The organism is Hoeflea sp. Naph1, assembly GCF_046837775.1.
Lineage (GTDB): Bacteria > Pseudomonadota > Alphaproteobacteria > Rhizobiales > Rhizobiaceae > Hoeflea.
Map to the genome: position 1 here is coordinate 2,791,248 of NZ_CP177286.1, position 20,954 is coordinate 2,812,201.

General features: G+C 59.7%; 13 protein-coding genes. 3 read left to right on the plus strand and 10 right to left on the minus strand.

What is annotated here, in order from left to right:
* Positions 1-91 precede the first annotated feature (91 nt).
* Entirely contained in the window at positions 92-958 is an 867-nt protein-coding gene (locus tag ACK6D9_RS13405; RefSeq protein ID WP_412048889.1) for a LysR family transcriptional regulator, read from the plus strand.
* 67 nt (positions 959-1,025) lie between these two features.
* On the opposite strand, the gene ACK6D9_RS13410 is transcribed toward ACK6D9_RS13405, so the two are convergent.
* The 5 genes from ACK6D9_RS13410 to ACK6D9_RS13430 form a co-directional block, all read right to left on the minus strand.
* Positions 1,026-1,634 (minus strand): Tim44/TimA family putative adaptor protein, encoded by a 609-nt coding sequence (locus ACK6D9_RS13410; protein WP_412048890.1) that lies wholly within the window; start codon positions 1,632-1,634, stop codon positions 1,026-1,028.
* A gap of 45 nt (positions 1,635-1,679) precedes the next feature.
* On the minus strand, positions 1,680-3,308 hold the full coding sequence (gene ctaD, locus ACK6D9_RS13415) for a cytochrome c oxidase subunit I (RefSeq protein ID WP_412048891.1): 1,629 nt from the start codon (positions 3,306-3,308) through the stop codon (positions 1,680-1,682).
* 409 nt (positions 3,309-3,717) lie between these two features.
* The gene (locus ACK6D9_RS13420; protein WP_412048892.1) at positions 3,718-4,158 is read right to left on the minus strand and encodes a c-type cytochrome; all 441 of its coding nucleotides are present in this window, start codon (positions 4,156-4,158) and stop codon (positions 3,718-3,720) included.
* Complete coding sequence (cueR, locus tag ACK6D9_RS13425) at positions 4,155-4,550, minus strand: Cu(I)-responsive transcriptional regulator (protein WP_322989476.1); 396 nt, start codon at positions 4,548-4,550, stop codon at positions 4,155-4,157. Before cueR ends, ACK6D9_RS13420 begins: the two co-directional genes overlap by 4 nt.
* A gap of 51 nt (positions 4,551-4,601) precedes the next feature.
* On the minus strand, positions 4,602-7,040 hold the full coding sequence (locus tag ACK6D9_RS13430; RefSeq protein ID WP_412048893.1) for a heavy metal translocating P-type ATPase: 2,439 nt from the start codon (positions 7,038-7,040) through the stop codon (positions 4,602-4,604).
* A 141-nt stretch (positions 7,041-7,181) separates the two neighbouring features.
* Here ACK6D9_RS13430 and ACK6D9_RS13435 point away from each other — a divergent pair, with 141 nt between their 5' ends.
* Positions 7,182-7,658 (plus strand): DUF305 domain-containing protein, encoded by a 477-nt coding sequence (locus ACK6D9_RS13435; protein WP_412048894.1) that lies wholly within the window; start codon positions 7,182-7,184, stop codon positions 7,656-7,658.
* Between the two features lie 41 nt (positions 7,659-7,699).
* Here ACK6D9_RS13435 and ACK6D9_RS13440 read toward each other — a convergent pair whose 3' ends face one another.
* The 3 genes from ACK6D9_RS13440 to ACK6D9_RS13450 form a co-directional block, all read right to left on the minus strand.
* Positions 7,700-9,367: an HWE histidine kinase domain-containing protein gene (locus tag ACK6D9_RS13440; RefSeq protein ID WP_412048895.1), complete on the minus strand. Its 1,668-nt coding sequence runs from the start codon at positions 9,365-9,367 to the stop codon at positions 7,700-7,702.
* Positions 9,368-9,622: 255 nt separating this feature from the next.
* Complete coding sequence (gene pbpC, locus ACK6D9_RS13445; RefSeq protein ID WP_412048896.1) at positions 9,623-11,728, minus strand: penicillin-binding protein 1C; 2,106 nt, start codon at positions 11,726-11,728, stop codon at positions 9,623-9,625.
* On the minus strand, positions 11,725-17,178 hold the full coding sequence (locus tag ACK6D9_RS13450; RefSeq protein WP_412048897.1) for an MG2 domain-containing protein: 5,454 nt from the start codon (positions 17,176-17,178) through the stop codon (positions 11,725-11,727). Before ACK6D9_RS13450 ends, pbpC begins: the two co-directional genes overlap by 4 nt.
* A 374-nt stretch (positions 17,179-17,552) precedes the next feature.
* Between ACK6D9_RS13450 and ACK6D9_RS13455 the strand changes: the two genes are divergently transcribed.
* A complete protein-coding gene (locus ACK6D9_RS13455) occupies positions 17,553-17,903 on the plus strand; it encodes an ArsR/SmtB family transcription factor (RefSeq protein ID WP_412048898.1) in 351 nt (116 codons plus the stop codon).
* 149 nt (positions 17,904-18,052) lie between these two features.
* On the opposite strand, the gene hemA is transcribed toward ACK6D9_RS13455, so the two are convergent.
* Both hemA and ACK6D9_RS13465 read right to left on the minus strand, forming a co-directional pair.
* Positions 18,053-19,270: a 5-aminolevulinate synthase gene (gene hemA / locus ACK6D9_RS13460; protein ID WP_322990049.1), complete on the minus strand. Its 1,218-nt coding sequence runs from the start codon at positions 19,268-19,270 to the stop codon at positions 18,053-18,055.
* Between the two features lie 201 nt (positions 19,271-19,471).
* A complete protein-coding gene (locus tag ACK6D9_RS13465) occupies positions 19,472-20,860 on the minus strand; it encodes a glutamine synthetase family protein (RefSeq protein ID WP_412048899.1) in 1,389 nt (462 codons plus the stop codon).
* Positions 20,861-20,954: the final 94 nt, after the last annotated feature.

Consider the following 20,954-nt stretch of genomic DNA (forward strand, 5'->3'; position numbering starts at 1 on the left):
TCACATAATTTATAGGGCTTCGCGGCCTGGCTCTTTCGGTTGCGAGCGATATTGATTGACATCTGGGCACTATTTTTGTGCGATGTGATGAATGAACATCGAACTGGCCAAGACCTTCATTGCGATCGTTTCGACAGGAAGCTTCCTGAAGGCTTCCGAACGTCTCAATGTTGCGCAGACAACCGTGAGCGCCCGCATTCGCACTCTCGAACAATTACTTGGGCGCGACCTTTTCATTCGCCACAAGGGCGGCGCCACGCTCACGCCGGCTGGCCAACAATTTCTCCATCACGCGCCGATGTTTATCCAGTTGTGGCAGCGCACCCTGCATCAGGTTGCGGTACCTCCGGGCCGCCGCGCGGTCCTCACTGTGGGCAGTGAGGTTAGCCTGGCCCAACCACTGCTGCTTAACTGGATTCAATGGATCCGCGAGGCGCATGCCGACATTGCACTTCGGGTGCGCGTCGATGTACCCAAGGACATGATCTCGCATGTCGCATCGGGCGAGGTCGACCTGGCGATCATGTATGCACCTCAACATCTGCCGGGTCTCAAGATTGACCTCCTCATGGAGGAGAAACTGGTGTTTGCTACCACCGACCCCAAGAGACGGTTTCCCGACAATTCGGACTATATCTATATGGATTGGGGGGCGGAATTCACGCTTCAACATGAAATGAATTTTCCCGATGTCACGCCGGATATTCAGATGGATCTTGGCCCGCTGGCACTCAATTACATCCTTTCGGCCGGCGGATCCGGGTATTTCAGGCTGAGCACGTTGCAGCCTTACGTGGCTTCCGGGAAACTCCACCTTGTCCCGGAAATGCCGATGTTCTCCTATCCGGTGTATGCAGTGCAATCCATCAATGCCGACCGAGGTGTCGCCGATGCTGCACTGGCCGGACTGCATGCCGTCGCAAACAGCAAGACAGAACGCTCCGACATTTTGATTTAGACGTGCCGTGTAATCTTGCCTGTCATGACATGAACAAGCACTCGAAAAATTTCAGGACTAGGTCTGCTCAGCCGGCTTCGGTCGCGACCAGCGTCCAGTTCGGATTCGACCCCCTATTTCTCTTCTGGAATGTCCAGATATCGACTGCATTCAACAGATGCGGCCGGTGATGCGGAGGTTTGCTGGGGTCGGAGACCGGTTCGGAAGCAACGATCTCTGCTTCGAACCGGACCTTGAATTCGGAGTGGGTGCCGGTGGTGTCCCTTGCGACAATCCGCACATCGGAAAGAGTCACGATATCAAGAGCCAGTTTTTCACCCCTCGCCTTTCTGGCTTCGACATGCATCGAGAAAACCTCGAGAACATCGGGAGAAAGAAGCCCAACGAGCTCCGTCATGTTCCCTGCGGCGTAGTTTTTTACAATGAACTCGTAGGAATTAGCGGCACAGGTCAGAAAGATGTTCTCGTTGAGACCGTCCAGAGTGGCGGGAACGGCGGCCGATGAACCGCCGATCCCTTCCCGTGCCGCCGCATCGGGCGTGGAACCATTGGGATCGAAGAATGCCTTGAACCAATCTCGTTTGTGCTGCTCATAAGTTATAACGAGGTAGGTCCAGTAGACCGCAAAGATAATGATCGGCCAGAGGCTGCTTCCATTCTCCACTGCTTCATTCATTTGACTTCTCCATTCGAACTCCAGCCGAATCCAGCTGGGCCGAAATCATTCGATCCGGGGCAATAATTGAAACTGATGGAATGGCGGCGGTGACGACAGGGTCCATTCCAAAGTCGTTGCCCCCTCGCCCCAGGGATTGTTCCCGGCCGGCCGCTTCTTCATGAAGGCCTCCACCACGGTGATGAGGAAGACGAGGATGCCCAGCGCCGAGATGTAGGAGCCAATCGACGAGATGAAATTCCAGCCGGCGAAGCCGTCCGGATAGTCGGCGTAACGTCGTGGCATGCCGGCAAGACCCAGAAAGTGCTGCGGGAAAAACACGAAGTTGACGCCGATGAACATCAACCAGAAATGGGTCTTGGCGAGAATGGAATTGTAGCGGTAGCCGCTCATCTTCGGGAACCAGTAGTACCAGCCGGCAAAAATGGCGAAGGCCGAACCAAGTGACAGCACGTAGTGGAAATGCGCAACCACGTAGTAGGTGTCGTGCACGGCGCGGTCAAAACCGGCACTGGCAACTTGTACGCCGGTCACGCCACCGACTGTGAACAGGAAGATGAATCCGATCGACCACAACATGGGTGTGCGGAAGGAAATCGAACCGCCCCACATAGTCGCCAGCCAGGAAAATACCTTCACGCCGGTTGGCACCGCGATGACCATCGAGGCGAACATGAAATAGCGTTGGCTGTCAGCCGACAGGCCGACCGTAAACATGTGATGTGCCCACACGATGAAGCCGATAATACCAATCGCCACCATCGCATAAACCATACCAAGATACCCGAAGATCGGCTTGCGCGAGAAGGTCGAGACAACATGACTGACGATGCCGAAAGCCGGCAGGATCATGATGTAGACTTCCGGGTGCCCGAAGAACCAGAACAGGTGTTGATAGAGGATCGGATCACCACCGCCATCGGGGGCGAAGAAGGTGGTGCCAAAGTTACGATCCGTCAGCAGCATGGTGACGGCACCGGCAAGAACCGGCAATGAAATCAGAAGCATGAAGGCGGTGACGAGCATCGCCCATGCAAACAGCGGCATCTTGTGCAGGCTCATGCCCGGTGCGCGCATGTTGAAGATGGTGGTGATGAAGTTGATTGCCCCCAGGATCGAGGATGCGCCCGACAAGTGGATGGCCAGGATGACGAAGTCCACTGATGGACCGGGCTGCCCCGTGACGGAATAGGGTGGATACAGCGTCCATCCACCGCCGTGACCCAGTGTCCCCGGCGCTCCCTCCACGAACATCGAAACAACGAAGAGCATGAACGCGACCAACAACAGCCAGAACGACAGATTGTTCAATCGCGGAAATGCCATGTCGGGTGCGCCGATCAGAATCGGCACGAACCAGTTGCCGAAGCCGCCGATCAATGCCGGCATCAGAACGAAGAAAATCATGACAAGCCCGTGGGCACTGACGATGACGTTGTAGGTGCCGGGATCGCCAAAGATCTGCATGCCGGGTTGCTGAAGTTCCATCCGGATCAACAGCGAAAGCCCGGTACCAAAAAGTCCGGCCATGATCGAAAACAGCAGATAGAGCGTTCCGATATCCTTGTGGTTGGTGGAATATGCCCATCGTCTCAGAAATGGCAGCGGCGCGTGAACATCCGGAGATTCCGTGCCGTCCTGTGATCTGTTGTGGGTGTTTACTGCGTCGGACATCGTGCTCTCCGTCATGCGTCAAAAACCCCGCAGCAAAACGGCTGCAGAGCGATTTCAAAAAAGATGGGCTTTCACTAAAAACAAGGCAAACGGAATTAAATGTTATTTGAATGCAATAATATTGCACCAAGGCCGCGGGCGTCTGAAGCTCTCTGCGCGGAAAGCCACATGAGGTTCGACACACGTGCGCGCGCCCTGACCGGGCAAAATACCCAGGACCTTGCGACAGTAAACCCGGTTCGGTTCTGAAGCGAAAACCTGGAGGCGGAACGAAATTCTGGTTCGGATAGGATTGGTCAGATGACCCGCGATATATCACGCGCAGCGCTCAGGCCCCTGAGCGCAACGGACGCCGGCCGCCCGGGTGCAGGACGCAGGTCACCTGTGTCCCAGGTCCCAGGTTTCCGCATCAATGGATGCCGTTGGCACGCTGCAGTTCTCGCACATAGGCGATAATCTTTGCGACATCGGAATCGCTCACGCCTTCGCGTGGCGGCATGTCGCCAAAACGCCAGTGATGGGCGCGGACGCCGTTCTTGGCGGCAAGCACAAAGGCCATGTCGCTGTGATGGTTGGGTTCATAGATCACATGCACCAGGGGCGGTGCGACGCCATCCTGACCGGCAGCATTGTTGCCGTGGCAAGTGCCGCAATTGCCATCAAACAGCACCTTGCCCTCTTCACCGGCCGCGGAAAGAACGGGCACCGTGACATTGACCAGCGGTGCACCGGCTTCGCCTGCCGTGGTTTGAACCGAATGCGGATTTTCCGGCTTCGGCCAGAACTTGTCATAGGCGAACGCCGCACCACCCAGAACGAATACCGCAATGACGAAATACTTGGGGTTCATAGCGTTCCCTGCCCAGCCATGCCGTCAATGATCGGACAGTCCGGTCGATCATCGCCATGACAGGTATCGGCGAGCTTCTTCAGGGTTGATTTCAAAGCCGTGAGTTCGGCGATCTTGCGGTCCACCTGCGCGATCTTCTCAAGTGCCAGCGCCTTCACATCGGCGCTTGCCCGGTTCTTGTCGGCGTAAAGCCCCAATAGAGAGCGGCACTCATCGACTGAAAAGCCGAGGCTGCGCGCCCGCTGTACAAAACTGAGTCGGCGTACATCCTCTTCGGCATAATCGCGATAGCCGTTCTCAAGGCGCGCTGGCTTGACCAGCTTGATGTCCTCGTAATAGCGGATCGTCTTGGCCGGCAACCCGGTCGTCCGGGAAACGATACCTATGTTCATTGCGTTTCTCCTGTACTGCAGTGGAGCCTAGAGGTTCCACCGGGCGGAAGGTCAAGCATCGAGATCGACACGCCGCAGCCGCAAAGCGTTTGCAATCACCGACACCGATGACAGGCTCATTGCTGCCGCTGCAATCATCGGCGAAAGCAGAGTGCCGGTGATCGGGTAGAGAACCCCGGCGGCAATCGGAATGCCCAGCGAGTTGTAGGCAAAGGCGAAGAACAGGTTCTGCTTGATGTTGCGCAACGTGGCCTGGGACAGTTTGCGCGCCCGGACGATGCCGATGAGATCGCCCTTCAGCAGCGTGATGCCGGCGCTTTCAACCGCCACATCCGCGCCGGTTCCCATGGCGATTCCCACCTCGGCTGCCGCCAGTGCCGGTGCGTCATTGACGCCGTCGCCGGCCATCGCAGCCTTGTGGCCCTTGCCGTGCAGTTCATCGACCAGCGCCTTCTTGTCTTCAGGCAGGACTCCGGCCCGCACCTCGTCGATGCCGAGTTGATCGGCCACCGCGCGGGCCGTCCGCTCATTGTCGCCCGTTGCCATGATGATCTTCAAGCCTGCGTCATGCAGCGCCTTGATGGCTTCGGCTGTCGATTGTTTGATCGGATCCGACACCGAAACCAGACCGCTGAGTTGACCGTCAATAGCGACATACATGGCGGTCTTGCCGGAACCGCGCAGTTTGTTGGCCTGATCTTCGATCCCGGAATGGTCTATTCCGGACAATTCCATCATCGCAGCGTTGCCAAGTGCAACCGGTCTTCCCTGAAATTTCGCGCGTACCCCCTTGCCTGTGATCGCCTCGAAATCGGTGATCGCTGCTGCTTCGACGCCACGTGATTTGATGCCCTCGGCGATGGCTTCGGCCAGAGGGTGTTCGGAATTTGCCTCAATACCGCGTACAATAGCCAGCATCTCGGCTTCCGGCAGGTCACCGACGACAATGATATCGGTCAGGCTCGGTCTGCCTTCGGTCAATGTGCCTGTCTTGTCGACCACCAGGACATCGACCTTGGCCATCCGCTCAAGTGCCTCCGCGTCCTTGATCAACACCCCTGCCTGGGCGCCGCGCCCGGTGGCGGTCATGATCGACATCGGCGTCGCAAGCCCAAGCGCACAAGGACAGGCGATGATCAGCACCGATACGGCGGAGACGATGGCGAACACAAACGCCGGATCGGGACCGAAGGCATACCAGAGCCCGAAGGCTGCGATCGCCACCGCGATCACTGACGGGACAAAGAAGGAGGCTACCCGGTCTGCAAGTCCCTGGATGGGCGCCCGTGAACGTTGCGCCGCCGACACCATGGCGACAATCCGCGCCAACATGGTTTCATCGCCCACCCTGCTGGCTTCGATGATCAGCGAACCGTTCTTGTTGAGCGTGCCACCAGTCACTGTATCGCCTTGGCCCTTTTCAACCGGCAGCGGCTCTCCGGTCAGCATGCTTTCGTCAACCGATGTCCTGCCACTGATGACCCGCGCATCCACCGGCACGGCTTCGCCAGGGCGAACACGAAGCCGGTCGCCTTCAACGATGTTTTCGAGCGGCGCATCATATTCATCGCCATCCGGCGTGATCCGCCGCGCGGTCTTGGGGGCCAGATCTAAAAGAGCGCGGATGGCGTCGCCGGTGCGCTCGCGTGCGCGAAGCTCCAGCACCTGCCCGACAAACACCAAAGCGACGATCACCACAGCGGCCTCATAGTAGACCGGCATATGGCCCCCATGCATTTGCAGGCCGGCTGGAAAAAGCCCGGGCAGGAATGTGGCAATCACGGAATAGATATAGGCTGAACCGACACCGATCATGATCAGTGTCCACATGTTCAGGTTCCAGGTCCTGATCGAGTTCCAGCCGCGATGAAAGAACGGCAGTGCAGCCCACAGGATCACAGGGGTGGCCAGCACAAACTCAAGATAAATTGCCAGGCTTTCCCCGAGCCATTGACGGATGGGAAGCCCGAGCATCGGCCCCATCGTCAGCAGCACCAGCGGAATGGCCGCAAGCGAGCTTACCCAAAGCCGCCGGGTAAAATCAGTCAGTTCGTGGTTTGCGCCTTCCGCAACCCCATCCTGCGGTTCCAGCGCCATGCCACAAATCGGGCAACTGCCGGGCCCCTCCTGGACGATTTCCGGGTGCATCGGACAGGTGTAGAGCGTGTTTTTTGGCGCCGTCTCCTTCTTTCGCGCCTTGTTTCCAGACAGATAGAAATACGGATCGCTTTCGAAACGGTCATGGCATTTCTGACTGCAGAAATGATAGTTGTCACCCTTGTACTCGAGCGATAGGCCGCCCCCGTCGAGTTTCACTTCCATCCCGCAAACCGGATCGGTAACCGATCCGTCAACCGGAACGGTCGCACTTCGATGAATGTCGTCGGCAGACTGGTGCTGATGTGCATCACGACCATGGTTCTGATGGCCCGCGGCGTGCGTGTGGCCATCGCCGCTTTGCCCGTGTGCTGGCTTGAGTGGTTCTTTCATGGACGCAATCCTTTTCGTTGCCAGTAAGCTAGGGCTTCCAGTCAATGGAAGGTCAAGTACATTCTTTTTGCCATTGTTGGGGGAACCTTCCAGCCCGGGAAGGTCGTTGGTGCAAACAAGGCAATAAGCAAGGAGGCCCAAATGTCCTACACGCGTTTTCTGGCGATGATTATCACCTCAACAGCCATCATGTTCGGCTTGATGTATCTCAATACATTTGCCTGGGATCACATCTTCTTCAGCGAAACCCGTTTCTATATGGCCATTTACATGGGCGCGGCGATGGCGGCCATCATGCTTTCCTTCATGCTGGGGATGTACGCCAACCGAAAGCTCAACATTGCGATCTTCGCCACGTCGCTACTGGTCTTTGCCGGCTCGCTCTATCTGGTCCGCAGCCAGGATACGATTGAAGATATTTCCTGGATGAAAGCGATGATCCCGCACCACTCGATCGCCATCCTTACCAGCAGCCGGGCCGATATTACGGACCCGCGCGTCCGCAAGCTCGCCGATAATATCATCGAGGCGCAAAGGCGAGAAATTGGTGAGATGAAGGCGCTGATCATCGATCTTGAAGGTGGGCCTGCTGCCACGCCGGAGATTGACGGCCGGTAAGCCGGGATGCTTTCGCGCTGGCCTGACAACCAGAGCCGAGCCTATTTTCGCGCCGCACCGGGGTTGGGAACTTCAAATTGCTGCAACGGCGCGGTCAACACCCAGCGTAACCCCGTCGACAGATATTCGGTCGACGCCTGTCCGTTGAAGGTGGCGGCGACATGCCGCTCGAGGATCTGTGCGCCAAATCCCTTGTTTTCCGGCTCGACGACAGCCGGTCCACCGCTTTCCAGCCATTGCAGGCGCAACTGTTGACCGTCGTCGGAAGTCTCGATCGCCCAGCTGACTTCCACGCTTCCCGTACTGATGCTCAGTCCGCCATGCTTTGCGGCATTGGTGGCGAGTTCGTGCAGCGCCATGCCCATATGCTGGACCGCATCCGGTCGCAGATCGATATCGGGTCCTTTTACCTTGATATTGCCGCCAGCGGCGCCGAAATGGGCAAGCTGGCTTTCCACGAGTTCGCGCAGCGGCACCGACGCCCACTCCCGCGCGGTCAGCGAATCGATGGAAGCGCCGAGACCCATGATCCGGCTGGTGATCGATTTGGCCATCTGTTGCGGATCGGCATTGCGCTTGGCGGTTTGCCGGACAATGGAGATGACCACGGCGATCAGGTTCTTGGTGCGGTGCGCCAGTTCCTTCATCACGAAGGTGATCGTTTCCTCGCGCTGGCTGCGGTCAAAGGATGCGTTCGACAGAGCCTTGGCGACTCTATCGATTTCGCTGATGCGCGAATCGATCGGCGAAACGATTTCTCCCTCCCCCAGCCGCTCGGCCATCTGAGCGACGTTGTAGACCGTCTTCTTCAGGAACCGGGTGAACAAATAGAGGATGGCAAGCGATAACAAGAGGAAGATCAGCCCGCCCCAGATGAGAATCTGCCAACTCTGTAACAACGAAGCCTGAGCCGCGTCTGCAGGACCCCAGACAAAGGTTGCCCATTGCGTTCCGATTATCGGCGCGTAGCCCAGAATATTTCCTTCGGCATCGCTGAACCGGCGAAACCGGGAGGTACCGGAAAAATCGGACGGCAACAGCCCCATCGGAAGCACCAGCGCATCACCGGTGTTCAATCCACGCTCGCTGCTGGCCACGACGATCCGGCTGTGGTCATCGACAACTGCGGCCGTCCAGCCGGGCGCCAGCACAAGCCGGTCGATGACCGGCGCCAGATCCTCGGTATTTTTAGTCGTCACCACGACATGGGCCTCCGACGTGGTGAAATTCGGCAATGCCTTGAGGACGTTGAAGGCCCATTTGCCGCCGGTGCGCCCCAACAACACATTGGAGACATACGGCATGCTGCTGGCCATCGCATTTTCGATGCCGTCCATGTCGGCGACCAGGCCCAGCTCCGTGCCAAAATCAACCCGGGTATTGAGAAGCTGCTGACCGTTCTTGTCGGTGACGATGATGTAGTTGCCGGATCCGCGCAGCGCAAAACGGGAGCGCCGGTGAAACCCTTCCAGGTCACCCTGGCTCAATTCTTCCATTGATGAGACCAGGTTTACAGTGATCAGCATGCTGTCGATCACCGGCTTGATTGCCTGGGCAATGCTGGCGGCTTCCCGCACCGTTCGCTGCTCTACCTTGGCATTGTCGGAAGCCTGCAATTGTCCCAGCAGCAATACCACGAAGGCAAACAGCGGTAGGAAAATGGCCAGGATAAGCGCGCCAAGCCAGGTCGAGATTGAAAAGCGTGTCATTCAAAATTCCCTGAGCAGGCCCGCGCTCTCGTGAGTTTGATAATCGCAATCGATTACTACAAACCCGGTTGTCAGCTTAGCGCCAATGGCGCGAGATGGCGTCATATAAAGCGTGCCGCGCATGCGCACCCGCACGCACATAATTCCATTTGTCGACCGCAAGTGCCAGCATCGAATTATGGCCGTATGGAGACAGGCAGCGCGGAAATTATGCCATCCGTTTCAGTCGGATGATGTTCTCGCGCCGTGCCGGGATCAGTCCGCGTCAATGAACACGCTGACGCTGGCGGCCCGGCCCTCGGCATCCATCACCGTCAGCGTGGAAGCCCCTGCCCCGTCCGGCGTCCAGTTCAGCACACGCCGGCGACTTGCCTTTGCCAGCGGTTCGCCATTGGCAATCAGCCGGTAGGGTGCCGCCCCGCCCTGCAGCTTGATTACCAGTGGCGTCAGTTGCCCGGCGCCGCGCGACGTCAAGGCCACGCGCGCGTCCTGTGGCGGATAGACAATGCGTGGCGGCAAAGAACCACCGGCCATCAACGGCGCAACATCCTGGCCGGGTGCAAATTTCCTGAGCGCAAACGGCAATTGGCTGCGCGACCGGACGACCAGGCCCCGCGGCGGTGCGGCAAATTTAACGGGTGCGAGATCGCTGCGCGCAAACGCCTCAAACAGCAAGGGAGCTGCGGTCGTAAGTCCCGACAGCCCCGGCACGGGTGCGGCATCAGGTCGGCCAACCCAGACCCCGAGCACATGGCGGCCGTCAAAACCCACCGCCCAGGCGTCGCGATAGCCATAGGAGGTTCCGGTCTTGTAGGCGATGGCGATGCGTGGCGCGCCTTGCGGGGCATCAACGCCCGAGAGAATATTGCTGACCCGCCAATTGGCGCGGGCGTCGAGCACCGGGTGCTCGAATGTGGTCTTTGCCCCGTCGTCAAACCCGTCATGCAGCACCCGGGCGGCGCCATCATTTATAAACGCTGTATAGAGCTGCACCAGATCGCGCAGGCTCACGCCGGCTCCGCCAAGCCCGATGGCGAGCCCCGGTGCGCCGCCGGGCGGCAACTGCAGATCTGCGCCGCCGCGTCTCAGCCGGGCGAGAAAACGCTGCGGGCCGACCGCTTCAAGCAACCGCACCGCCGGCACATTGAGCGAAAGCTGCAATGCTTCGCGCACGCTGACTTCGCCCATGAAACCACGATCGAAATTGCGCGGGCGGTAACCGGAAAAATCAGCCGGGCTGTCATCAATCAGCGTTGCCGGGTCGACTATCGCATCCTCGAACGCCAGGCCGTAGATGAACGGCTTCAGGGTTGAACCCGGTGAGCGGATGGCGCGGCTCATATCGATGGCGCCGGCGCGTCCGGCATCCAGGTGCCCGGTTGAACCAACGGAGGCGAGGATCTCGCCATTGCGGCCATCGGCCAGCACCATGGCAAGCGATTGTTTGGGCCCAAGCCGGGCCGCGGTTTCCCGCGCCAGATCTTCCAGCCGTGCCTGAATTGTCTGCTCCAGTGTCAGCTTGATCACACGGGCTTCCGGCATTGATTTCAAGGCTGTGTCGGCAGTGTGGGCGGCGAGATCCGGCATTGCACGGCGGCCGCGTGGAACAGCGGATACTGACGCACGGGCGATTTCGCTTTCGGGAATGAGGCCCGATTCCTGCATTCGTCTGAGTACCCGGTCGCGCGCCTGCCGCGCTTGTGCATGCTGGCGGTCGGGGCGCCGCGTTTCCGGCGCCTGCGGCAGCGCCACCAAGAGCGCCGATTGCGCCAACGTGAGCTTGCGCGGCTCCTTGCCGAACCAGGCAAGGCTCGCCGCGCGCACACCTTCGATGTTGCCGCCATAGGGCGCCAGTGTGAGGTAAAGCGAAAGGATTTCATCCTTGCTCAAGCGCCGCTCGATCTGCAGCGCCCGCACCATCTGCCTGAGCTTGGCCGAAAGCGACCGTTCTGACCGCGGTTCGATCAGCCGCGCCACCTGCATGGTGATGGTCGAGCCGCCCGAAACGATGCGCCCGCCATTGACCACGAATTGCACCGCCGCCCGCAGCAAGGCCAGCGGATCGACACCCCAGTGATCGCGAAAACGGCGATCCTCATAGGCAAGCAGCATGTTGATGTAGTCCGGATCAACCGCATCCAAACTCACCGGCAGCCGCCACAGGCCCTGCGGCGTTGTGTAGGCGCGCAGTAGTCGGTGGTTCCGATCCACCACCTCGCGCGAAAGATCGCTGGCAGCCTCAAGCGGTGGCGGAAACGCCCGGTCTGCACGCACCAGCGCGATCGCCCCAAGCCCGATCAGGACAAGGCCGCTCAAGCTGATGGCGAGGCGTCTCCATCTTGCCGCTGACGGCCGTTTCATGGCGCGCCGACGACCTCCAGGATGCCGGTCGCGGTGCGTGCGGCGAGTTCCGGCCGGTACATGTCCTCGACCACCGCTGCGGGCTGCGCATAGATCCCGGGGGTTACCGCGCGCACCACATAAGCGGCGGTGAAGCTGCGGTTGGACGAGCCGCTACGGTCAAACGCCGCCATGAACCGGTCGTCGCGGAATTCCGCATGGCCCGCCGATGTCGGTTCGAGCCAGGGGAAGTTTTTCAGGTCCGCACTATCGACCAGCCGCGGGTTGTCGATCACGAAACCTGCAGGCAGCAGATCTGTGACAACCACCCGTGATGTCCAGGCGTTGGCTTCGCGCATTTGCAGAACTACCAGATAGCGCTGGTTCTGCTGTGCCGATGCGATCGAGGCCGGCTGACCGTCGAGCGTGTAGTAGCTGCGGCTGATGTCGAACCCGACACCGCCGGCGCTCAGTGGTTGCGCCGGGGCTGCAATGGTGGTCACCACCGCGTCCACCGGATCAGTTCCCTGGTTGACGATGGTCAGCGGGTTTGCCTTCACTTCCTCGCCGCTCAGTTGCGATTGGTAGGCGCCGGCATAGGCCTTCCCGTTGACATTGACGGAGATCGACTTGTTGCCCGCAACGATCGCCCGCGCCGCCAGCACCATCCAGGCGTTTTCCTGGGTGCTGGTCGATTGCCGCACGGCCTTGGCGTCGCCGACCAAGCGGATCAACTCGGGAACGATGCCCGGGGTCGGCGTCGATTCCGCCGCCAGCGCCAGCATCGCCGCACCATCGCGCAAGGCCGAGCCATAATCGTTGCGGCTGCCCACCAGTCTGGCTGTTGAGCGAGCCTGCTGGAAGGCCGAGCGGAAGCTCTCATTGGCGCGTTGCTGATCACCATAGAGCGACAGCGCCGCTCCGATCTGTGCACGCGCCAGCGGCTGGGCGAAGCGATTGATCTGGCTGTCGGAATAGTACCGAAGATCAGTGGCCGCAGCCTTCCGATTGCGCGCCAGCACATAGAGCGCATAGGCAATGCCGCTGCCATCTGTTTCAACATCGGTGGTGTAGGACAGCGCATTCTGGAGATTATCGAGCGCCAGACGACTGGCGACCGGCGGCACCGAAAATCCTTTTTCCAAAGCCCTGGTGAGAAAATCGGTGACATAAGCGTCGAGCCAGAGATCGCCGGAGCCCGGGCCCCAAAGACCAAAACTGCCCGATGACGACTGGTAGGCGACAAGCCGGTTGATGGCCGCATCAATGCGCTCGCGGATTACCTTGCCGTCTTCAGCACCATTGCTGTCACCTAGTTCGCTCAGATAGAGTAGCGGCAGCGCCCGGCTGGCAGTCTGTTCGGCGCAGCCATAGGGATACCGGTCGAGTTGCATCAGCAGCGACGCGACGTCGAAGGCGGCGTTGCGGGTGACCCCGACTGTTACCGAAGCACCATCGAGCAGACTGTCGGCCAGCAACTCGCCGTCGATCCGCAAGGTGCCGCCATTACCGGCAAGACTGATGATCCGCTTGATGGTCACCGGCATTGCCGCCGGCCGCACGGTGATCAGTTCCTGCCGTTCGAGTTCCAGCCCGTCCGGGCCGGTCAGCGCCACGGTGACACTGTCAGACCCGGTTCGCAGACCTTCGAGCGGCACCACCAGGCTGTCGCGGCCGCCTACTGCCAGGTCAAATTCATGACGAACGCCATCTCCGACCTTGATGCGGTTCGATGCGGTGAACAGTTCCAAGGCATAGGTTCCTGCCGGTCCGTCGGTATTGGCAAGTTCGATCAGCATCTGCGAATGGTCTTCTGGCGCCAGAAATTGCGGCAGACTGGCGGATATCACCACCGGATCGCGGACAATCACGTCCTTGGTTGTGTGGCCCAGCCCCTTTTTGCTCCAGGCCACGGCGTTGACGCGCACGGTGCCGTTGAACTGAGGTATCTCAAAGGAAACCGTTGCCGTTCCGTCTGCACCGACTTCCACCGGGCCTTCAAAAAACGCCACCAGTTTTTCCTTGGGCGGGCTGCCCTCCGATCGCATCATCGCGCCGTCGCCGCCCGAGCGGATACGGCCGGTAACGCCGGCCGATCCGTCGATCAATCGCCCGTAGATATCGCGGATCTCGAGCCCCAGCGCGCGTTGGCCGAAATACCATGTTTCCGGATCGGCAACCTCGTGTCGGGTCAGGTTGAGGATGCCCACATCAACCCCGGAAATGGTCACATAGGCCTGCTCGCCGGCGCTGAGGCCTGCTATTTGCACCGGAACCGTAAACTGGCCGCGCGGCGTGGTCTGACTGGCCATGTCGAGGCTGACCGACAATTGCCGCTCTCCTGGGTCAACGGTGAGCCACTTGACGCCAATGGCGCGCATCGGCATCCGCGATTCCTGATCTCCTACCGGGCGGTAAAGCGTCGCCGTCACATAGGCGCCCGCTCCCCATTCCTCGGTGATCGGCAGCGCGACTGTGGTGCCCTCGGCGCCGACTTCGGCAGTTACGCTGGTAACCAGCCGCTCGGACCCCACCGTGACCAGCACCTTGCCGGCAAATCGCGGCGAAATCCGCAACTGTGCAGTATCGCCGATCTGGTAATTATCCTTGTCGAGTGCGATTTCGAGCCCGTCGGGTGTTTCGACCGACTTGGCGGCGACATACCAGCCTGCATCAAACAGCATGCTGGTCTCGGCGCCGTCCTCGCCCACCACGTCGAGCCGGTAGCGGCCCCATTCGACGTTGGCGGCAACCCGTGCGGCGTCATCAGCAGCAAGGTCGACCTCGCCGTCGGCCACTTCGGTGGTGAAATCGACCACCTCGTAGTTCCAGGAATTGCCCTGGCGATACCACTGATAATTGCGCTCGATCCGCACCAGCGACCATGACGCCGGCATAGCCGTCCGTGCACCGTCAGCGTCGATGGCGATAAGCCGGAATGAGGCTTGGCTGTTTTCCGGTACCTGGCCGTCGTCAAACTCCGGATCGATGCCGATGCGCGGTCCGTCTGTCGCAACCTTGAGGTCGACCGCGCGCTCAACCGCGCGTCCACCGCCCTCGGAAGCGCGGATCGTTACCTTGGCGGTCAGAAATTGCGTGGTGGCAGGCAGATTGTCGAGGTTGATGCTCACTTCTGCCTTTCCTGCCTGGTCAAGCGGTTGCAGATCCTCGAGCGAAATCCGGGTATTCTCGAGCTCCTCGTCGGCAAGCCCGAATTCAAACCCCGGATAGGCATCGAGCGTGCGGGTACGGCTCAGCACCACTTCGCCTTCGGTGGCCAGCCCCCCGGCCGGTGCGCCGTAAAGATAACGGCCGGAAACCTCTATTTCAGCGGGCTCCCCGGGCGAAACGATTTCGTCTTTCGCATCAAGCTCGATCTCGATCCGGTCAGGCTGGAAATCCTCGACCAGAAAGGTAGTCTCGGCGATCGCCGGGCGTTTGGGATCTGTATGCAGCGCCGCGCGCCAGGCCCCCTGCATGGCATTCTCCGGCAGCGACAGGGCCAGCGTATGACCGCCCAGTGCTGTGCCGTCGGAGACCACGCGGCGATCTTCAACTCCGTCGGGCCTTTGCACGATGATTGTCAGCGGCAGATCAACCAGCGCCTCGGCGCGGCTGTCGCGGGCAAGGGCTGTTAGGTGAACGGTTTCGCCGGCGCGGTAGATGCCGCGTTCGGTCCAGGCCATGACATCGACGCCACCCGGCGCCGCCCGCCCGGTGACGCCGCGATCGGAAAGATCGAATCCGCCACCGGTCAGATCGAGAAACACGAAATCGCCATCTGCACTTCTGGCAAGCAGCGCTGCTGGCGCCAGTCCGGCCAGTCCGCGTGTCAGTCCTGGCTGGAACCGAGCGTGGCCGCTGGCGTCGGTGACCGCCTCGCCAAGAACCTCGTTGTTGCGGGCAAGCAGCGTCAACGACACGTCGCTTAGCGGTTCCGCTGTGTCGAGCGAACGCAGGAACACCGAAAGTCCGTCCGTTCCGGCAAACGTGGTCAGGCCGATGTCGGAAATGACAAACCACTGGGTGGCGCGTGCATCCCAGCTTTCGCTCTTGTCGCCCAGTGGTGTGGCGGTCAGCACATAGACTCCCGGCTGGCGTTCGGGAAGCAGCGTGTCGACCGGAATGCTGGTGGTTACCTCGCGGTTGAGTTCGCTGGAAATGTCGATGGCGCCCTGCCACACCGGCGCGCCCACATCCTGTCCGATCATTTCGGCCGTGTAACCTTCAAGCTGACGCAGGAATTCCGAACCGGTGATGATGCGCGTCAATGCCCGTTCACCAACCCGGTAGAGCTTCAGCTCCGCCGACGGCGCATTGATGGTGACGAGCGGAATTCCGCGCCGCGATTTTGCCGGCAACACGAAATTGGAACCGGTGAAACGCGCCACCGGCGCACGGTCGCGGATATAGAGCGACAGTTCAACCGGGGCTTCGAGTTGTTCACCAACGCTCGACGGAAGTCCCTGTCGCAGCACCACGCGGTAACGCTGGCCGTGCGACAGGCCGTTGGCGCAGATCTGCCGGTTTTCGGTTTCGATCGCCACGTCATCGATACCGTCAATGCTCAGATAATCGGTATAATCCTGCCCCTTCACCAGATTTTCCGAAAACTGGATGCAGACCCGCGGGGTATCGCTTTCGGCGTCGACCGTGTTGTCGACCACCCGGAAGCCGCGCCGAGTGCGCAAATCGGCATAGGCAGCGCGCAGCGCCGGCACTTCGCGGATTGCCAGGCTCGCCTGATAGGCCGACAGCGCCGGTCTCCACCTCTCCGACCGCTCCAGCGCTTCGCCAAGCACTGCGAGGGCGTCCGCCCGTTGGCTTGCCGTGCGCGAGGTCTGATAGGCATTGATGGCTGCCGAAACCGCTACGGAACGCAGATTGCGCACCAGATTGGCGTCTTCGGGGTTGAACGTAAGTGCTGAGCGCGAAAGTTCGGCCCAGACCGGGCTGCGCTCGGGATCGGCGGCAGCGGCAATGGCAAAATTGCGCACCGCGGCTTTCATGTCGCCCTCGGCGATCGAGGCTTCGGCGGCGCGCGTCAGCACGGTTGCGCCACGGCTGATGGCGCCGGCGTTGCGAGTGATGAGCCGTTCGCGGTAGGTCCGCGCCGCGTCAAGCGTCGATGCGGGAACGAAGCTCAGCGTGGGCGCCGCGCCAAGATCCGGCTCGTCGCTGCTGACCACCCGACCGGCGATGGCGCCTGCAAACGGATTGATGGTGCTGTAATCGGATTTGAGGAAACACCAGCCTGCCTTGACATTATAGGTGAACGCCTTGCATTGCCGGTCGTCAAGGCAGATGGCCTTGCATTCATCCAGCTCCACGTCCTGCACCGTGCGCAGATCAAAACCGTAATAATCGGCATCTTGCGTGGTTTCGATTCGGCGTTGCTCCGCCTGCACGCTTGCTGGCAGACTGACCAATAGAGCACAGATAAAAAACAGAGTGCGTTGAAATGCAGACATGTCACCTCCCGTGCCCGACGCGAGGCCGGAGCATGCTTGTGCCGACCATCGGTAACTGTCCGCCAGATTGGCTTAGCTACCAAGGTTCAGGCTGTTCTAACGCCAGACTACAACATCGGTTGGAAAATCGTAATCCATTTCCAGTAATCTTATCTGGCGAAATCAATAGCCTGCATTGAAAAGCTGCTTCATTATGTTGCCGAGTGCCCGTCAAATCATGTAGGAAAAACCCAGTCGGTGCGGCGCTATAGATCCGGCGGTGTCTCATGCTAACATGGCTTTTCGCGTGATGGGTTGCACGAGGCCTGCCTTGGCCTTGTTCACCGCATTGTCCGACATCTCATTGACGATCCAAAGTATCCGAGTGAACGCCCATGAATTTGCCTCACATCAAGTCCGACATGAACGAAAGCGATTTCAACCTGCTGCTCAACCAGGCAAGGCAGGCCAGCGATTTGCTCAAGTCGCTCAGCCACGAAACTCGGCTGATGATTTTGTGCATCTTGTCGGAAGGCGAAAAATCGGTATCCCAGCTTGAGGAAATCCTGTCGATGCCGCAGGCTGCGGTATCGCAGCAACTGGCGCGATTGCGGCTTGATGGCCTGGTCGATACGCGGCGTGAAGGGCGGATGATCTATTATTCGATCGTCAATCAGGAGGTTTCCTCGGTGATCGGCACGCTCTACACGCTGTTTTGCGCGCCTGTGCGCAATCCTGAGGCCTGATCGGCCCCCTTCGCCAATCCGGAATTCAATACTGAAAACAACATATTGAACAGAAAAACGGCGCCAACCCGAAGAGGTTCGCGCCGTTAAAATGATGTACCAGTCAGACAAAGCCTACCGCTTGCGCGGCTCTGGTGGTCCGGCTCGTGTCAGGCTACCGCACGCGCCAAGGCGCATTGCGACCAGAGTTCGCTGAGCGCGCCGGCGAGATGGCGGATGTCGCCATCGGTGTGCATCGGCGTTGGCGTGATCCGCAGCCGTTCGGTCTTTACCGGAACCGTCGGATAGTTGATCGGCTGCACGTAGATACCGTGATTGTCGATCAGCACATCCGAAATCCACTTGCACTTGGCCGCGTTGCCAACCATCACCGGTACGATGTGGCTGGGATTGGGCATATGCGGAATGCCGTGCGCATCGAGCGCCTTGCGAACCTTGGCAACCGCATCCTGATGGCGTCGGCGCTCCAGCTGGCTGGCCTTGAGATGGCGAATCGACACGGCGGCCGCCGCGGCCAGCGATGGCGGCAAGGCAGTGGTGAAAATGAAACCGGAAGCAAAGCTGCGGACGAAATCGCACAGCGCGCGGCTTGCGGTGATATAGCCGCCCATCACGCCGAACGCCTTGCCCAGCGTACCTTCGATCACGGTAAGACGATCCATGATGCCTTCGCGCTCGGCAATCCCGCCGCCGCGCGGTCCGTACATGCCGACGGCATGAACTTCATCGAGATAGGTCATGGCACCGAATTCATCGGCCACATCGCAGAGGTCGGCGATCGGGGCGATGTCGCCATCCATCGAATAGACGCTCTCGAATGCCACCAGTTTCGGCGCTGCCGGGTCATCTAGAGCCATCAGACGGCGCAGATCATCGGGATCATTGTGCTTGAATACGCGCTTTTCGCAACGCGCATGACGGATCCCCTCGATCATCGAGGCATGGTTGAGCGCATCCGAATAGATGATGATGCCGGGAATCTTTGATCCCAAGGTTCCCAGTGCTGCCCAATTGGACACATATCCTGAGGTAAAGATCAGCGCATCCTGCTTGCCGTGCAGATCCGCGAGTTCACGCTCAAGCTTTACATGGTAGTGATTCGTACCGGAAATGTTGCGGGTGCCGCCAGCGCCGGCGCCGCAGCGCTCGATCGCTTCCTTCATGGCACCGGTAACCAGAGGATTCTGGCCCATGCCCAGATAGTCATTTGAGCACCATACCGTCACGTCCTGCGTCGTACCATCCGCCCGGTAGCGCGTGGCCCGCGGAAATCCACCGGCATGACGTTCGATATCGGTAAAAACCCGGTAGTTGCCAGCTTCGTGCAGACCGCCGAGCTTTTCCTCGAAGAACGCTTCAAAATTCATAGCATTAACCCTATATGTCCCAGACAAGATGCGAAACATCGACGCTTGCGTCAACCCGAAAATGGCGATGACGATGACTGTCAAATAGTCGCACGGCGTTGATCCGGTTCTCCTTGTCCTAGATCAATTCGCCCGTCTTATGTGTGTTGTCCCGGTTTGGTGATTGTGTTTCGGGACCATTATTGCCTGCGCAGACGCCGCCTACAGATAGGTCGAGCGCTCCAGAGGCGTGATTTCATTATCGAAAGCCTTGAGCTCCTCGCGCTTGATTTCGGCGAAGATACGGCGCAATTCCGGCCCGAACAGCCTCCGTATGAAGTCTGAGCGCTCAAAATCCTCGATTGCATCATCCATGTCGTCGGACAATTGCGGCAACGGCACATTATAGGCATTGCCCTCCACCGGTGGCGGCGGCGCCTTGGCGCTTTCCAGACCTTCCAGCATGCCGCCAAGCACGCCGGCCAGTACGAAATAGGGATTTGCGTCAGCGCCCGACATGCGGTGCTCAAGCCGCCGCGCCTTGTCGTCGGACGCGGGAACCCTGACGACGACGGAACGATTGTTCCTGCCCCAGGCGATTCGGGTCGGAGCGTAGGAGCCCGGCTGCAGCCGCCGGTAGCCGTTGAACCCCGGAATATAGAGCAGCAACGTATCCTTCAGCGTCGACAACAACCCTGCCGCTGCGTGCTGAAGCCGTTGATCTCCGCCCTCGCCGGCAAAGATGTTATTGCCATCCTTATCGAGAATGCTGGCGTGCACATGCATGCCGTTGCCCGACCATTCCAGAAACGGCTTGGCCATGAAGGTGGCGCGAAGCCCGAATTTGTGGGCGCATTCGGTGATCACCCGGCGCAGTAACACGGTGTCATCTGCCGCAGCCATGGCATCGTCGCGGTGCTTGAGATTGACCTCGAACTGGCCGGGGGCCGCTTCCTTGATGATGGTGTCGATCGGCAGGCCCTGGGCGAGAGCAGCGGCGCGGATTTCGGCAAACAGCTCACTCTGGCCGCGCAGCTCCGACAGTGAATACATGTGCTGCTGGTCGGGACCGGGGCCTGCATCCTTGCCCATCCGGCCGGAACTCTGGAATACCGCCGGGTCGACCAGATAGAATTCAAGTTCGAACGCCGTGACCGGCCGCAAGCCCTTGGCGGTAAACCGGTCGACCACCCGCTGCAGCGCATTGCGCGGATCAATCTCATAGGGTTCGCCAGCTTCGGTATACATCGACATCAGCACCTGTGCGGACGGTCGCGGCGACCACGGCGCCAGATTGATCCGGCCCGGAATGGCGCGGCAATAACCGTCAATGTCGCCGGTCTCGATATGAATGCCGGTGGATTCGACTTCCCTGCCCCAGACGTCGAGCCCGAAGATCGACAACGGCATGTTGATGCCGGGATGACCAACCTTGCCCAGTGCTTCCGCTGGTCCCCATTTGCCGCGCATCACGCCATTGATATCGGGGATCAGGAAATCGACCGATTCGATCAGTGGATATTTGGCCAAAAAAGCCTCGGCCTCGTCATTTGTCGGGAGGTCGGCGTGCCGAACCGCATTTGTGGCGCTTTCGCGCATGATGTCGCTCATGGAACTTTCACGATTCTCAATGCCACGCATGGCGGTTGTTGCAGCGCTTGTCCGCGTCAAAAATTTGTGCACACACTCTTGTCAAAGGTCAAAC

Bases quoted from the DNA above. Each gene is read 5' to 3' on its own strand.
- ACK6D9_RS13450 (WP_412048897.1), bottom strand. From the start codon at position 17,178: ATGTCTGCATTTCAACGCACTCTGTTTTTTATCTGTGCTCTATTGGTC.
- hemA (WP_322990049.1), bottom strand. From the start codon at position 19,270: ATGAATTTTGAAGCGTTCTTCGAGGAAAAGCTCGGCGGTCTGCACGAA.
- ACK6D9_RS13440 (WP_412048895.1), bottom strand. From the start codon at position 9,367: ATGACACGCTTTTCAATCTCGACCTGGCTTGGCGCGCTTATCCTGGCC.
- ACK6D9_RS13420 (WP_412048892.1), bottom strand. From the start codon at position 4,158: ATGAACCCCAAGTATTTCGTCATTGCGGTATTCGTTCTGGGTGGTGCG.
- ACK6D9_RS13435 (WP_412048894.1), top strand. From the start codon at position 7,182: ATGTCCTACACGCGTTTTCTGGCGATGATTATCACCTCAACAGCCATC.
- ACK6D9_RS13465 (WP_412048899.1), bottom strand. From the start codon at position 20,860: ATGAGCGACATCATGCGCGAAAGCGCCACAAATGCGGTTCGGCACGCC.
- ACK6D9_RS13455 (WP_412048898.1), top strand. From the start codon at position 17,553: ATGAATTTGCCTCACATCAAGTCCGACATGAACGAAAGCGATTTCAAC.
- pbpC (WP_412048896.1), bottom strand. From the start codon at position 11,728: ATGAAACGGCCGTCAGCGGCAAGATGGAGACGCCTCGCCATCAGCTTG.
- ACK6D9_RS13430 (WP_412048893.1), bottom strand. From the start codon at position 7,040: ATGAAAGAACCACTCAAGCCAGCACACGGGCAAAGCGGCGATGGCCAC.
- ACK6D9_RS13410 (WP_412048890.1), bottom strand. From the start codon at position 1,634: ATGAATGAAGCAGTGGAGAATGGAAGCAGCCTCTGGCCGATCATTATC.
- ACK6D9_RS13405 (WP_412048889.1), top strand. From the start codon at position 92: ATGAACATCGAACTGGCCAAGACCTTCATTGCGATCGTTTCGACAGGA.
- ctaD (WP_412048891.1), bottom strand. From the start codon at position 3,308: ATGTCCGACGCAGTAAACACCCACAACAGATCACAGGACGGCACGGAA.
- cueR (WP_322989476.1), bottom strand. From the start codon at position 4,550: ATGAACATAGGTATCGTTTCCCGGACGACCGGGTTGCCGGCCAAGACG.